General features: G+C 46.9%; 11 protein-coding genes. 4 read left to right on the top strand and 7 right to left on the bottom strand.

The window, feature by feature from the left end:
• Positions 1-244: 244 nt before the first annotated feature.
• The 4 genes from HB364_RS12945 to HB364_RS12930 all read right to left on the bottom strand — a co-directional run bounded on the left by HB364_RS12945 (position 245) and on the right by HB364_RS12930 (position 5979).
• Positions 245-1000, bottom strand: a complete 756-nt coding sequence (locus HB364_RS12945; protein WP_167288393.1) for a hypothetical protein — start codon at positions 998-1000, stop codon at positions 245-247.
• A gap of 122 nt (positions 1001-1122) precedes the next feature.
• The gene (locus HB364_RS12940; protein ID WP_167288392.1) at positions 1123-1878 is read right to left on the bottom strand and encodes a LytR/AlgR family response regulator transcription factor; all 756 of its coding nucleotides are present in this window, start codon (positions 1876-1878) and stop codon (positions 1123-1125) included.
• Between the two features lie 2 nt (positions 1879-1880).
• Positions 1881-4907 (bottom strand): sensor histidine kinase, encoded by a 3027-nt coding sequence (locus HB364_RS12935; RefSeq protein WP_167288391.1) that lies wholly within the window; start codon positions 4905-4907, stop codon positions 1881-1883.
• 37 nt (positions 4908-4944) lie between these two features.
• Positions 4945-5979 (bottom strand): hypothetical protein, encoded by a 1035-nt coding sequence (locus HB364_RS12930; protein ID WP_167288390.1) that lies wholly within the window; start codon positions 5977-5979, stop codon positions 4945-4947.
• 160 nt (positions 5980-6139) lie between these two features.
• Between HB364_RS12930 and fabF the strand changes: the two genes are divergently transcribed.
• A complete protein-coding gene (gene fabF, locus HB364_RS12925; protein WP_167288389.1) occupies positions 6140-7378 on the top strand; it encodes a beta-ketoacyl-ACP synthase II in 1239 nt (412 codons plus the stop codon).
• On the opposite strand, the gene HB364_RS12920 is transcribed toward fabF, so the two are convergent.
• Positions 7379-8215: a CvfB family protein gene (locus HB364_RS12920; protein WP_167288388.1), complete on the bottom strand. Its 837-nt coding sequence runs from the start codon at positions 8213-8215 to the stop codon at positions 7379-7381. It abuts the gene before it with no gap.
• A 50-nt stretch (positions 8216-8265) separates the two neighbouring features.
• A complete protein-coding gene (locus HB364_RS12915; RefSeq protein ID WP_167288387.1) occupies positions 8266-9261 on the bottom strand; it encodes a Gfo/Idh/MocA family protein in 996 nt (331 codons plus the stop codon).
• Positions 9262-9368: 107 nt separating this feature from the next.
• Between HB364_RS12915 and HB364_RS12910 the strand changes: the two genes are divergently transcribed.
• The 3 genes from HB364_RS12910 (at position 9369) to HB364_RS12900 (ending at position 10907) form a co-directional block, all read left to right on the top strand.
• Positions 9369-10103 carry an SDR family NAD(P)-dependent oxidoreductase gene (locus HB364_RS12910; RefSeq protein WP_167288386.1) on the top strand — a complete coding sequence of 245 codons (735 nt, stop codon included), beginning with the start codon at positions 9369-9371 and terminating at the stop codon, positions 10101-10103.
• A 169-nt stretch (positions 10104-10272) separates the two neighbouring features.
• Positions 10273-10719, top strand: coding sequence for a DUF6934 family protein (locus tag HB364_RS12905; protein WP_167288385.1), 447 nt, complete (start codon positions 10273-10275; stop codon positions 10717-10719).
• A 14-nt stretch (positions 10720-10733) separates the two neighbouring features.
• Positions 10734-10907 carry a hypothetical protein gene (locus tag HB364_RS12900; protein ID WP_167288384.1) on the top strand — a complete coding sequence of 58 codons (174 nt, stop codon included), beginning with the start codon at positions 10734-10736 and terminating at the stop codon, positions 10905-10907.
• 86 nt (positions 10908-10993) lie between these two features.
• On the opposite strand, the gene HB364_RS12895 is transcribed toward HB364_RS12900, so the two are convergent.
• Positions 10994-15322 carry an InlB B-repeat-containing protein gene (locus HB364_RS12895; protein ID WP_167288383.1) on the bottom strand — a complete coding sequence of 1443 codons (4329 nt, stop codon included), beginning with the start codon at positions 15320-15322 and terminating at the stop codon, positions 10994-10996.
• Between the last annotated feature and the right edge of the window lie 258 nt (positions 15323-15580).

Raw genomic sequence — 15580 nt, 5'->3', positions numbered from 1 at the left:
TAAATGAATGCAATCGTTTAGCCGTACATGCCGGCTCCAAAGGGCTGCAAAACGCCCGTTTTCCGGCACAATGAAGTTAGCAGCACATGGCCCGGCAGCCAATGTCAGGTCTTACTGAAATGATGGAATATTTTACTATATGGGGTAGTTAATGGGTAACAACCAATGGGTTAAAAATAAAAAAAGACCGCCTCAAAAGTAATTGAGACGGTCTTTTTTATGCCTGAACGTTTATATCTATACACTAAAACGGAACACCCGCATAACCAGCGGAGATCGAATTGGTCCCCATAAAGGTATTGGACAATATATCGTAGCGGGCATAATCATTGCCGCTGAACAGGTATAATTGAGGCGTACTATAGTGCCAGGTATCCACGTAAGTGGCATCGATGGAGCTAAAGGGAACACCAGCATAACCGGCAGCGATCGAATTGGTCCCCATAAACGTGTTGGTTAGAATATCATAACGGGCATACTGGCTGCCCTTGAACAGGTATAGCTGGGGTGTGCTATAGTGCCAGGTATCCACATAAGCCGCATCGATGGAGCTAAAGGGCACGCCAGTATAAGCGGAGAGCGGACCGGTCCCCATAAAGGTGTTGGTTAAAATATCATAACGGGCATACTGATTGCCGCTGAACAGGTACAACTGGGGTGTGCTGTAATGCCAGGTATCCACATAAGCGGCATCAATGGTAGCAAACGGAACACCGGCGTAACCGGCAGCGATCGTATTGGTACCCATGAAGGTGTTGGTCAAAATATCATAACGTGCGTACAGGCTGTCCTTAAAAATATACAATTGAGGCGTGCTATAGTGCCAGGTATCAACATACGTACCGTTAAAACGGCCTTGCGTTACTGATCTGTTTGCATTCTTTGTAGGTGTTTCACGGGCGGCTTCTGCTGCCTGGGGAGCGGCCAGGTCGCTTTTTTTGCAGGAAAATGTCAACAGCAATAGAGAACCAAAGAATAAGGTTGTGAGATGCTTGTTCATAAAAATGGTTTTGATTTGACAGCAATTTAATCGCAAAGAATACGCACGATAGCTCTATTTGATAACTGCAGCCAGTTACCAATAATTGATAGCGTACAGGCAATAAGTGCTGCCCTAAAGACCTACTCTAAAAGGGGAAGCTTCTCGAGAAAGAGATTTTTACGGCGCTGTGCGATCTCCAATTCAGTACCATCCGACATAATCACAGAGCCCGCTTTTCCTTTCCGGTAGCTTTTCAGGTGACGCATATGGATAATAGTGCCATGATGAATACGGCAGCAATTGTGGTTATTCAACAGGTCTTCATAAAAACCAATATTACGGGAGGAAACAACCTTTGATTTACCAACCAGGTAGAAGATGGTATAAGATCCTTCTGACTGGCACCAGATGATGTCATTAAGTGGTACGAACTCATACCCGTTAATAGTGGGAATACTTATTTTCTTATCCTGTCCTCCCTGCTGTCCTACATTGTGCAATAATGTTTCTATGGTATGGTGGCGTACTTTCAGGGAAAGCATTTTCCTGGCCCTCCCAAGCGCTTCCTCAAAAGGGGGAATGCCTATAGGTTTCAGCAAATAATCAATGGCAGAGAACCGGATAGCATCCAGTGCATAGCTATCATAGGCCGTAACAATGATCAATGCAAAATTGCGGTACGACAATTTCCGCAGCACATCAAAACTGGTGCCATCGGCAATACGCACATCCATAAATACCAGGTCGGGCTCTGTCTCTTCCAATAATTGTACAGCTTCCTGCACATGACCGGCAGAACCTGTAATGTCCAGGTCATCAGCCAGCCGTTTGATAAGTCCGGTTAACACCGATAAGCTTTTTTCTTCGTCTTCAATGATAACGGTTTTAATACGCATGGTTATTCATTTTGGCCTGGAAATATTATTTGAACAAGGGTACCTGTGGTTGATGCATTCATCGTTTGCCTGTCGGTAATGTGCAGTATAATCTTATTTTCCCGGATGCTGTTGATGGCCTGGATACGGCTTTCTGTAATATTACTGCCCATCGAAATATGCTGGTAGTTCCCGGCATGCTTATGCTGCAAAGCCGTATTGATGCCGATGCCATTATCTTCAATGAAACATTCCAGGTTATCGCCGTTTAGGCTGAACTCAACAGTGATCATTCCTTTCCTGTCGCGCAGGGGAGCAATGCCATGTTTAATGGCGTTCTCAACATAAGGCTGGATGATCATGGAAGGAATAAAAATATCATCGGGATTCAGGTTACCGGACATCTTAATCCGGTATTGCATCCGGTCTTCCAGGCGCATCTGTTCCAGTTCAAGGTACAATTCCAGCATTTCAATCTCTTCCCGCAGGGAGATCGTAGAAGAAGGGCTCAATTGCAATATTTTCCGGATGAGCAGGGAAAACCGGTGCAGGTACAGGTTGGCATTGACCACATCGGCCTGCAGAATATAATGCTGTATCGAGTTGAGACAATTGAAAATGAAATGCGGGTTCATCTGCGCCCGCAAAGCCATTACCTCCAGCTCGTGCACCTTCTTGTTTACCTGATAGAGTTGTTCTTTCTTTCGTTGCCGCCTGCGGTAATATAGATAGAAGGACAACGCTACTAATAAAATACTGCCCATATAAGCAAGCACCATAAACCAGGTGGATTTCCAGATGGGCGGTTCATTAATGATGACCATTTTCCTGGCAGCACCTATCAAATTGCATTCTTTATTAAAAGCCCCGATCTCCAATACATACTCCCCATAAGGCAAAGCAGAAAAAGAGATCGTATTATTGATGGCAGGATACCAGGTACTGTCTACGCCGTTTAACCGGTATTGATAATGCATGTTCCTGGCATTGTGGAAAGCAACACCGGAAATCTCAACAGTGAGGTTATTTTTATGATAATCCAGGTATACGGTATCCGATGAGGGCATCATGATGTTTCCTGCCCTCACACTGTTAATTGCGATGAAAGGAGGTATCATGGAATATCCATTATAGGACACAGGAAAAAAAGAAATGCCCCGGTTGGTAGCAGCCCAGATATAAGCTCCTCCCTTTGCCACCTGGTTCACATCATCCGAAATAAGACCATCATTTTCTGTAATATTCAACACCGTATACACCAGCTTTTCCCCTTGCCAGTGATAGTTTATCCTGGCAATGCCTTTATCAGTCGACACCCAGACCCTGTTACTTTCCACCAAAACATGACGACAATTATTACTTGGCAGTCCGTTTTCCTCTTTTATGACATTAGTAACGTTATGCTTAAGAACAGCTACTCCCTGCTGGGTAGCGACCCATAAAGCAGTATCGGGCGACAGGATTAGATAATTAATGATCCCTGATAAAGCAGGATAATATTTGCCCAGCCCGGTCACGGAATCGCCTGTATAACTGAACACGCCCTGCAATGAACCCCAGAAGTATTGCCCATGGCTACCGGTTATACTGGTGGCCCGGTTTGTATAAATATCTATTACCTTTTCTGTGCCCGGGTTAAGTTTATGTACGCCTGTAGCTGACGCGATAATAAAAGAAGAGTCGGATTCTATTATAAATCCTTTGATACCGACAGCCTTGGGTATTTTTTTATATGACTCATTGGGTGAAATAGCATACAGTCCACCATCTGTGACAGCCAATATTTCCTTGCCCCGGCGTTTAATATTCAACACACGATTGTATTTGTTTTGGGAACTCCAGGTCGATAAAATCGCCGGTTTTGCTGTAGCATGATTAATTTTTGCAATAGTCCCGTCTGTAAATCCGGCAATGAGTGTTTGGTCGTCAAAAGCGTCTATACACCTGACATCTTTTGTTCCAATATCCTTATAGTCTGACAAGGTATAAAAGTTAAGATTGGGCAGGTAATAGATTCCCTCATAGGTAGTTATCCAATAGCCTGCTTCCGCATCTTTGAGGATAGAGGTACAATAGCTATTGGGAAAGAAACGCTGGCAGATCTTCTCCGGTTTCATAAAACCGGCCACTTTTATAAGCCCTTTATCACGCGCACATAGCCATAAAATGCTATCACTTTCACAATAGACATAATTCATATCTGTGACCCTGCTTACATTGACTCCTATTTTTTTCAACGAAAGCAATGTTTGTATACCATTGGAATCCGCATAATACAAGTAATTCAGGTCATAAAATACAATAGCCTTTTTACCGGGTATTACTGACACGAAAGACCGGGACTTGAATGGTGCAAGATCAATTAAGTCGCCATGGTCAAACAAGTTTATTTTATATCCATGTGTTGTTTTTATATGGAGTGCGCTTTGCTGACGATTTACTACAGCGTAATAAAACCGGGTTTCAGCAACCGAAGCCCGTAATACAGGAAGGTTAAAGCTCCCTTCTATATAGGTCGCCTTCCTGAAACAATTAACAAAATCCCATTTACCAGGCACGTTCGCGGCTTTATAATATCCGTACCAATGTTCATTGTTCTTTCCATAACGTCCTATCAGGTATATGGAGTCTGCCACCTTATCTTCCGAAATAGAAGATACGCCCTGGCAATTCAGACTCCTGATAACACCCTTATAATAAACAGCCGGCACACCGGATAATGAAATAAACCAGATGGTATTGTGCTTGTCAATATACAGCTTGAAAACATCGTTATCAGGCAGCCCATCCTTTTTGGTAAAGTTTTTAAAAGACCGGCCATCAAAACGGCTTACCCCCTGGTTGGTGGCAAACCAGATAAAGCCGTCTTTATCCTGTACACTATGGTATACAACAGCGCCGGGCAGTCCATCTTTAATGGTATATTGCCGGTAAGAGAGATCCTGGGCGCGGGTAGATAATGATAAAAAGCATGACAGGAAACAGATCAGCCAACAACAGGGATGGAAATAGAGCTGGCACAAAAAACATTGCCTGTAGCGGTTAATCATGCCCTAAATATAACGAGATTATGCTTTTCTGCCGTACTTACTGTACAGGCACCGGTATCTCCCTGATGCGCACAAAGCCACCTCCCACATGGTCAACTTTCATATAAAACAGTGCATCGTGGCCAGAAGAGGCCAGCAACCCACCAATGATACCAAAGAAAAAGCTGGCCATCATAATATCACCACTATTGGCATTCACTTTGGCCTTGCCTGTAAAATAAAAATCATCCTCTTTTTTCTCCAGCGGGTAATACCCATAATCTGTAGCGATATAAGGTTTACCCTGGTACACCAGTGCATACAGTTCTTTTGATTTTATCTTTTCCTGCTTACCTGCTTCATTCATTATTTTCACCGTTGCAGGGACAGCTTCTTTGTTTACCTTGATGGCTGCATTCGTGATCTCCGGTTGTTGTTGTAAAAAAGCAGCAAAACTTTTATAAACCCCTTCTGTATAAGTAACGGTATTGTAAACAGGCAACTGGCGCTTCTCCAAACTGTCCAGGGCCATTACTTCTGCCAGGTTATACAATAGTCCGCTGTCAGGCGTCTGCACCATATGCTGGCCGATGAACTCAGTAATGGCTTTACTTCCCCGCCTGAACATAGCACGGGTAACATCGAATGACTTCACCAAAACAACGGTATCTATCCTGCCCAGAGGCTTGTACCCTTCAGCGGTTTGGGCAAATGCATTTGCCCGCAGGTAAACATAGCCTTTTTCGCTGGTGGCCTTCGTCACTTCGGCAAAGCTCAGGTTGCGCAGTAAAAAAACGAACTCCCCTTCTTTCGCAGACGAATCAATAAGCTGGTCAAAAACAGTTTGTACCTGCTGACCAATGGGCTTCTCCGGCTGCACCCTGGCCTTCCTGTTAAAAGCGCCCAGTTGTACGATGCCCATATCAGCAGTATCCCTCCGGCCGTCAATAAACCGGCAATGATTGTACAGGCTATTGGCCACTTTTTGCTCGGGCGGCACAATGGAAAAGTCTTCTTTATGACGTTGGGAATTGGCAGCTAAAGTGCAGAGCAGACATATAGCAACAGCCATCAATTTGCAGGATAAGTACATATCAATCGTTTTAGGGGTCTACCTTAGGGATACCTGTTAAAGACGAAAATAATGTACCGGCCGTATAATTACAAATCTATCGGAAATAGAGTCAGGCAACAGATCTATTTCTTATTTTGTACATTCGCTATTCACTTGTAAAATACAGGTGGTTTAATTTATGAAAAGAGTCGTGATTACCGGCCTGGGCGCCCTTACTCCCCTGGGCAATGATGTGGCCACCTTTGGCCGTAATTTATTTGATGGAAAGAGTGGCGCAGGAGGCATTACCCGCTTCGATCCTACGCTCTTCAAAACGAAATTTGCCTGTGAGCTCAAGGGCTTTAACGCCGCTGACTTCCTGGACAAAGCAGACATTCGTAAAACAGACCCTTTTACCCAATATGCCCTGGTGGCAGCCGACCAGGCAATCAAGGATGCCGGCATTGATTTCAGCAAGATGGACCCTTTTGCCACCGGCGTTATCTGGGGTTCCGGGAATGGCGGCATGCAAACATTCGAAGAGCAGGTGAAGGAATATGCAACCGGCAATTTCACACCCCGTTTCAGTCCTTATTTCTGTCCCAAGATCATTGTGAACATAGCAGCCGGGCTCATCTCCATGAAATACGGGTTAATGGGCATCAATTATGCCACCGTATCGGCCTGCGCCACTTCCAATACAGCGATCATGGATGCTTTTAATTATATCCGCTGGGGCAAAGCCAAAGTGATGATCACCGGTGGTTCAGAAGCGCCCATTACCGAAGCCTCCATAGGTGGGTTCAGTTCCATGAAAGCATTGTCTACCCGCAATGATGATCCTTCTGCGGCCTCGCGTCCTTTTGATGTGAACAGGGATGGATTTGTAATGGGTGAAGGCGCCGGCGCCCTGGTGCTGGAAGAATATGAGCATGCCAAACAAAGAGGCGCCACCATCCATGCAGAGCTGGCCGGCGCTGCCATGACAGCCGATGCTTATCACATGACAGCCACTCACCCCGAAGGGCTGGGCGCCTATATGGCCATGAAATTCGCGCTGGAAGATGCGGAGTTGAATACTGGCGATGTGGACTACCTCAACACGCATGCAACGTCTACTCCTGTAGGCGACCTGAGTGAAGTAGCAGCCGTTGCCCGTTTGTTTACCGATAAAGACAATTTATCCATCAGCGCCACCAAGTCTATGACCGGACATTTGCTGGGAGGCGCCGGTGCCATAGAAGCTATTGCCGCTATCCTGAGCATTAAGAATTCCCTGGTGCCGCCTACGATCAATCTTACTGATCCGGATCCTGCCATACCTGGCTGGATGCAGATTGTGAGTGGTAAGGCCATCGAAAAGAAGGTGGATGTAGCCATGAGCAACACCTTTGGCTTCGGCGGCCATAATGGGATCGTGGTATTTAAGAAAATATAATCAATCTCCTTCTGTAGCTTTAATACCGGTGGAGGTAAACTCAATCTTGCGTTGTTTGTACAGTCCACCGGTAGTCATTTTAAAGGTCTTCTTGCTCATACCGAAGAAGCTGTATATCTCATCGGGCGATGACTTATCATTATACGGCAGGTAACCATTGTTTTCTTTCAGCAGGCGCATTACTTTGGTCGCCTCATCTTCCACCCGCTGGTAGCCGGGCTTGCCAATTACCACATCAATCTTATTATCCGCAGAGATTTGCTTGATATATCCTTTGAAAACATAGCCTTCCGAAATGTGGCGGTAGATCTCATTGAAGTGCAATACACCGGTATGCCGGTGGTTAATGATCATCACATAGCCAATATCCGTACGCCGCCATACCGTAAGGTCAACCATATCCATTTCCTTCACGGTAAGTTCCTCATTACTGAGAAAGGGTTCCAGTTTCTCCGTGGCAGCCACACGGCCTGTTTGTTCATCAATGTATATTTTCACCAGGTACCTGCCACCGGGCCGCATGCCCATCAGTTGCTTGGATTTGGGAACGAAGATGTCTTTCATCAGTCCCCAGTCCATAAAGGCGCCCTGGGGTGTAACAGATACTACTTCCAGCATCACGATATCGCCTACTACCCCCAAAGGTTTTTGCGTGGTGGCGATCAACCGCTGCTCTGAATCATGGTACACAAATACCTCCAATTCATCTCCCTCTTTGGTACCCCGTGGCACAAAACGTTTGGGCAGCAGGATGCCATCGCCCCCATCTTCGAGGTACACGCCAAAATCAACTGTCCGGATTACTTTTAATGTATTATACTCCCCTACCTTTATCATATTCTGTTAACTGTTACAATGTAATCTTCAATACTGGTCAAAGGTAATTCTTATTCATCAGCAGCATATTTTATTCCGGCCGCCTGCCGGATGGCATCCAGCACCTCCATCAATGCCAGTGTATCATCCAGGCTCCTGACAGGACTTTCGGTAAGCCCTTTTTGCAGGCATTCATTCACATGCCTGGCTTCATACTGGTAGCCAAAACCTTCTTCTTTGGGTACTTCTATCACTTCAAGGGTATCCAGTCTGCCCGGGTAAAACTCGATACGGGCAGCGGTATCAAAAAAGCGGGTAGTCAGCTTCAGGCGTCCTGCAGTGCCGCAAATGTCTGCTTCTGTGGCCAGGTCGGTAGCAAAAGTGGAGAACAACTGGGCCATGGCGCCATCCTTGTATTTGAACAATACAGCACATTGTTCATCCACCCCGGTAGCCGCAGGCGTCATACTGGCTTCTATAACATCCGGCCTGCCCAGCACACTCATAGCCATGAAAACATTGTAGATGCCAATATCCAGCAACGAACCACCCCCTAATGCAGGATCATACAGCCGTGCGTTGGGAGATGTACCGGGCCTGAAGCCAAAGCTGGCCAATACACTCTTTACTGTGCCCAATTTACCTGCACGCAGCAACTCCTGCACTTTGATGTACTGCGGCAGGAAGGCAGACCACAGGGCCTCCATCAGGAATACTTTCTTTTCCCTCGCCAGCTCAATCATGGCCCTGGTTTGCCGGCTGTTGAGGGCAAAAGGTTTCTCACACAATACAGCCTTGCCATGCTGCAGGCACAATAAAACATTTTCATAATGCAGGCTATGCGGCGTAGCAATGTATATAACATCCACTTCGGGGTCGGCTGCCAGCGCCTCATAACTATCGTGCTGATGATCTACCGGGAAAGCGTCTGCAAAAGCAGTGGCTTTTACCATGCTCCTGGAGCCCACAGCCACCAGCCGGGCATCTTTTACCAGCATAAGATCGGCAGCAAATTTTTTAGCGATATGTCCACTACCCAATATTCCCCAGCGTATAACCTTGCCCATTGTAATTGTTTTAGTACAAGCCCTAAAAATAGGAAAGAAGTCATGAATGCAACAGGGAGTTTTTCAGGGTCCCGGCCGCAAGCTGCCGGAACATTATCTTTGCGCCCATGCACACACCAGCACGCAAGCACATTCTCATCCTGGGCGCCAATTCCGATGTGGCGAAACAAGCTATAAAGTTATACGTAGCGCAAGGCCATACAGTAGTAGCCGCCTCCCGCAGTACCGGTGAGCTGGAGCGTTTTGTCAGGGACAATATTACCGCCGGGGAACAGGTGCAGGTTCGGCATTTTGATGCAGTAGCCTTTGATACACACCAGGCATTTTATGATAGCCTGCCGGCCAAGCCACACATCGTTGTGTATGCCGCCGGCTTCCAGGTTACCAATGAGGAAGCGTTGGTGAACTGGAAAGGCGCTTATCAAATGATGCAGGTGCATTATTGTGGTGCGGTATCTATTTTGAACATCATTGCTATGGATGCCTCCAATCATCACCTGGAAAGGATCATTGGCCTTAGTTCCTTATCGGGTGTACGTGGCAGGAAAAGCAATTTTGTATATGGCAGCACCAAAGCTGCGTTTACTACTTACCTGGCCGGACTGCGCCAACATCTCTCCACCCGCAAGATTAGGGTCAATGCCATTGTAGCCGGTTATATCCGCAGCAAAATGACTGCCCACCTCGATCTTCCTCAATCCCTGATGCTGGAACCCATCTTTATTGCAAAGACCATTGTACAGCCGCCCAACCGCTTTACCATAGTACCCGGCTTCAAATGGAAGATCATTTACAATATCCTGCGCTTGCTGCCGGAAGGATTGGTAGCGAAATTGCCATAAAACATGGCAACTGGTAGTCGTGAACACTTGGCTTTAAAATATATTGCTTTCAAACATCTACACACGTCCATATAACGTTTATTACCTCCGGATACATTATTTAACTGGCTCTGATTGATCCGATAGTAGCATGGTATTGAACCAATCTAACTATTGCGAAAATCAGCGTATGAGAAAACCAGCGTATCCGTATCGTAAATGCGGTGAGTCAACCTACGAATTTGTAAGTATAGGCAATAACAACATTGTAAAACGTGTAGAATTCATTCAAACAGAAATAAAGAATATTGTCGCCCTTGGCTTTGGTGATTTATTAGCGGATGGAACTCTTAGTGATCAGGCAAACTCCAATAATGGAGATATGGGCATGGTGATGTCCACAATAATAAAAATCATAGAGGAATACACGCTTTCCCGCCCCAATATCAAAATTTTCTTTGAAGGCAGCACCGAAGGAAGGACAAGACTCTATGGAAGAATCTTAAAAAATTATTACCATGAGTTCTCTAACCACTTCAAAATCACAGGCTTTAGAATAGATTCGTTAGTAGAAGAGCCGTTTAATCCAAACGAGCTCTACATATACAATCTTTACTTTATTCAAAGAATTACTTAACTTTACGTATGCCAATGAAGAAAAAGAAAATAACATCTTTTGCAAAACGCATTCATCTTACGGATGAGGAAAAGATCGTTTTTAAAGGCATTTTAGATGACGCCACGTACAACTTTCCCCAGAAACTCGCCAGGGCTAATGAAATTCTGAAAAAAGCAAAGTTGCTTCCTCCTGTAACAAAAAAATAAAGAGCATTCTGTATTAAATATTGAGGGTTTAGCCCGGCACAACAGCCAGGCTAAACCCTCAAAGTTTATAGACACTTGTACAGGAACTATTGTATCACCAGGTTCTGCACCACATCTGATTTTGTTCCATTGTTCACGGATATGAAGTACACACCCGCCTTCAATCCTTTATAGGAGATTGGCAGGTAATGAACACCCGCTGCAAATAACCTGTTGACCAGTTGCTGCACCATACGGCCATCAGTCGCATAGATGTTCACTCGTATTTGCTGCTGCGTAGCCAACGTGAGCTTCAGGGATGATTGTCCACGGGATGGGTTGGGCAATACTACCGGCGCTTCATCCACCAGCGGAATAGTCGCCCCCTGTGAAGCAACTCTGCTGCCTACTCCACCACTACACAAAGCTTCCGTAGGATTGTTACCAACGATCTCAATCCAGTCTATATTGGCAAATTCTGCGGCAACCGTTGTTTCCAGTCTTATTTTATTGGTACCGGCTACCAAGCTTACTGTTACATCAGCCGTATTTACCCAGGTACTCCAGGTAGTGGTTTTGGGGAAGGCAACACTGGCAATGACCTGCGCACCATTCACCAATACCCGTGCAACAGTAGCACTGGCTGAACCGGCATTGGCATAACGCCAACGCAAGGTATACGTACCCGCTGCGCCGGCCCTTACGGCCCAGGTAATGCCTTTACCACTGGAATTGCTGAGATTTACATAATAACCGCCATCGGCGCCCGTATAGGTATTTTGCCTTGATCCATCGGCACTGCAATAACCGGTGCCGGTGCCGGATTTATCATTGATGCGCAAAGTAGTACCGCCAGAGCTGGTGCCGAAGTTAGCCGTCACACTGGTATTGGCATTCATGGTAACGGTAGTGGTAGTGCTGGTGCCACTGGCTCCCCCACTCCAATTGCTGAAGGAGTAACCACTGGCAGGTGTAGCTGTTAAAGTCACTACCGTACCCGCTGTATAAGAACTCGCATTGGGGCTACGGGTAATGGTGCCACCGGCAGCCGGATTGGCAGTGGTAGTTAAGGTATAAGTGCCACCTGTGCTGTTGGTAAAGTTGGCAGTTACGCTGGTATTGGCATTCATGGTAACCGTAGTCGTAGTACTGGTGCCACTGGCGCCACCACTCCAGTTAACGAAAGTATAACCACTCGCCGGAACAGCCGTAAGTGTTACCACAGTGCCGGCATTATAAGTAGTGGCATTCGGACTGCGGGTAATGCTACCACCTGCTGACGGGTTGGCTGTAGTGGTCAATGTATAAGTGGTAGGATTCGTACCACAACCACAGGTAGTGGGTGATGGCAAAGTAGCACCGGCGCCACAACTGGCCGTAACGGCTGCTTTCACCTCTGCAGCAGGAGCAATGGTCAGGGAATAAGGAGGCGTAAAGGAAGTGCCGCTGCCGGCCGTATTGCCTGTAGTGTTATTAAATACATTGTTCCGGGCGGTAATAGCCGTAAAATCATTTTCAAAAAAGTCAATGGGCTGATTAACGCCATCAAAATAATTACTCTCCACCAGCAGGTTGGCCTCTATGCCTGCCCGCACACAATAATCGGCCTGCGGACTATCGAATAAATTATTGACCACATGTACTTCACCAAAACGAACACGGGGCATGCGTTCCACGCAGCCTGTTGTCCACCAGTTGTACATCATCGTCACCTTGAGGCGGCCACGGTCACTGGTCTTGCTGTCTGAATTACCGATCAGGTTACAGAACTGGTGATTACTGGAAGCGCCGGTATAATGGAATTTTGTCCAGGTGACACTAATATAGCTGGCGCCATTGGTGATATCCAGGTTACCATCCTGCCCATCATAGATATCACAGTGATCGATCCACACATTGGTCGTGCCCGAACCATCAATATTGATGCAATCCACGCCATCCACATCCACTGCACCGGGACCGCGAACGATCATGTTCCTGATGATCACATTGTTTCCTCTTACATCAAAACCGCCGTACAAAGTAGCACCTGGCAACCCGATAATGGTGGTATTCGCTGCTACACGTACACGCGTTCCCACGCCTGCACCCAGGGTACCACTTACATAGATCACCCTTGACCCGGAACCATTGGCCTGGGAAGTAAGGTTGGCAAGCGTGCTCACAGTAACCGGTGTAGCATTGCCACCGCCGGTAGTGCCCCCATTCTGGGTAGCCCAGCCAACAGGAGCGCATGCGTCGGCGGCTGCCAGCAAGGCATTTTCCGGCGCCTCATTCGCTACCATCAGCTTGCTACCCACGGCGCCACTACACAAAGCTTCTGTAGGATTGTTACCAACGATCTCAATCCAATCAATATTGGCAAATTCTGCAGCGACGGTTGTTTCCAATCGTATTTTATTGGTACCGGCTACTAAGGTTATTGTTACATCAGCCGTATTGACCCAGGTACTCCAGGTGGTTGTTTTGGGGAAGGCAACACTGGCAATGACCTGTACGCCATTCACCAATACCCGTGCGGAAGTTGCACTGGCTGAACCGGCATTGGCATAACGCCAGCGCAAGGTGTAGGTACCTGCTGCTCCGGCCCTCACGGCCCAGGTAATACCCTTGCCGCTGGAATTGCTGAGGTTCACATAATAACCACCATCGGCGCCTGTATAGGTATTTTGCCTGGAGCCATCCGCACTGCAATAACCAGTACCCGTGCCAGACTTATCATTGATACGCAAAGTAGTACCGCCAGAGTTGGTGCTGAAATTAGCCGTTACACTGGTATTGGCATTCATAGTAACTGTGGTAGTAGTGCTGGTGCCACTGGCTCCCCCACTCCAGTTGCTGAAGGAGTAACCACTGGCGGGTGTAGCTGTTAAAGTCACCACCGTACCTGCTGCATAAGAACTCGTATTGGGACTACGGGCAATGGTACCACCGGCAGCCGGATTGGCAGTAGTGGTTAAGGTATAGGTACCACCGGTACTGTTGGTGAAATTGGCAGTAACCGTTTTATTACTGTTCATGGTAACTGTTACCGAAGTGGATGTGCCCGTAGCATCACCACTCCAACCGGTAAAGGTATAGCCGGAAGCCGCAGCAGCGGTTAAGGTTACTACGGTGCCGGAATTATAGGTAGTGGCATTGGGACTACGGGTTACGCTGCCACCTGCTGCAGGTGAGGCGCTGGTAGTAAGGGTATAGGTAGTGGTGGTAGCGCCGGATTCTATAGCGCCAAGATCAGGAGCAGCACCATTGTAGGTAATGCCAGTAGAAGTTACACCACTGTTGATGAGGTCACTGCCATTGGCCAGGTTGAGAAACCCACTGCTTACAGGGCTGGCATTAGCACCTGGCGACAAGCTTACAAAATCGGCTGCCGTTACAGTGAAGGAGCCGGAAGCCCCCTGGAAAGCATTGGGCGCTGTAGCGGTGCCAATGATCCTGTCGTTGGAACCGCTGAGGTACGACAGGTTATTTTTAAATACACTGGTACCTCCGTCAAAATTAAAGTTGCGCTCTGTATTGTTGTAACCGGTATTGTTGGTTACTTCAATAGTACCCAGGTTTCTATTGTACGTAAAGCCATGCTTCCCGTTATTGAAAGCAATGCACCGCCGCACAATGTGATTCACGGAGATATCCTCTCCACCCAGCTTGAATCCGTTCTTATCACCATTGCCGGAAGAAGAGCCATCTGTAAGTACACCATTGGAGTGGGCAATACATCCTTCCAGCGTGACAGCGCCGATAGGACCGGTATCCGATTTAGTGTAGAGGTCCCACCCGTCATCAATATTGTGGTGGGATACACAGTTGCGGAACACATTGCCATTACCGCTGGTAAGCTTGGCGGCAAAGCCATCCGCATCCTCATTGTCCGGGTCTTTGTTGTCATACGCCTCACAATTCAGGATGAGGTTATTGGAAGGCCACTGACTGATAGAATTGTACGACGTGTTGTAACGGCTTAACTGCAAGCCGCTGTCGGCATTCCTCCGGAAAATGCAGCTTTCAATAGTATTGTTATCCCCCGAAAGCAACAGGCCGTTATCGCCGGCGCTTTCAATAATGATACCTCTAAAATGCCAGTAGCTGCCATCCAATACAATCCCTCTGTTGGAAGTGGAGATGGCCATACCGGCAAAACTGATCACCGGTACTTCTCCATTATAAGCAAAGATCTTTTTCGTAGCGCCGGAAGTGCCGCTGTTGGATTCTGCAATAACAATGGTGGAAGTAATGTTATAAGTGCCCCCCCGCATATAAATAGTACCACCGGCAGCAATCGTAGCAATGGCATTCTGTAAGGTGGTGGGAGCAGAAATGGAAGTACCGCTGTTGGAAGCGCTTCCCGAAGGAGATACATAAAGTGTTTGCCGGGCAAATGAAGCCATGACGGCAAACAACAGGCATGACAAGAGACATAGATTTTTTTTCATGCGACAAGCTGTTTTAAGGTTAAGAAAATAAGTATACAGGCAGCCTGTCTGCATGAGCATCCAAGGGCAAAATGTTCTGCAAAACAGTTTGCTGCTGGTATTTCAATGCCAGTAAAAAATGCGGCTCAATAGCGGGAAACAAATAAGAGGATTAATCCTGTTCCGGATGGAACGGGACAAGCAATCGCTATGAGACCATAAACCGGATGGAGGGGTTTGCTATCGGGTTCCTGTCGCGTTTACCTGATAAGATACACC

This window comes from Paraflavitalea devenefica (assembly GCF_011759375.1).
GTDB classification, from domain to species: Bacteria; Bacteroidota; Bacteroidia; order Chitinophagales; family Chitinophagaceae; genus Paraflavitalea; species Paraflavitalea devenefica.
Note: the sequence above shows the minus strand (reverse complement) of the source record. Positions and strands in the feature narration are given on the sequence as shown.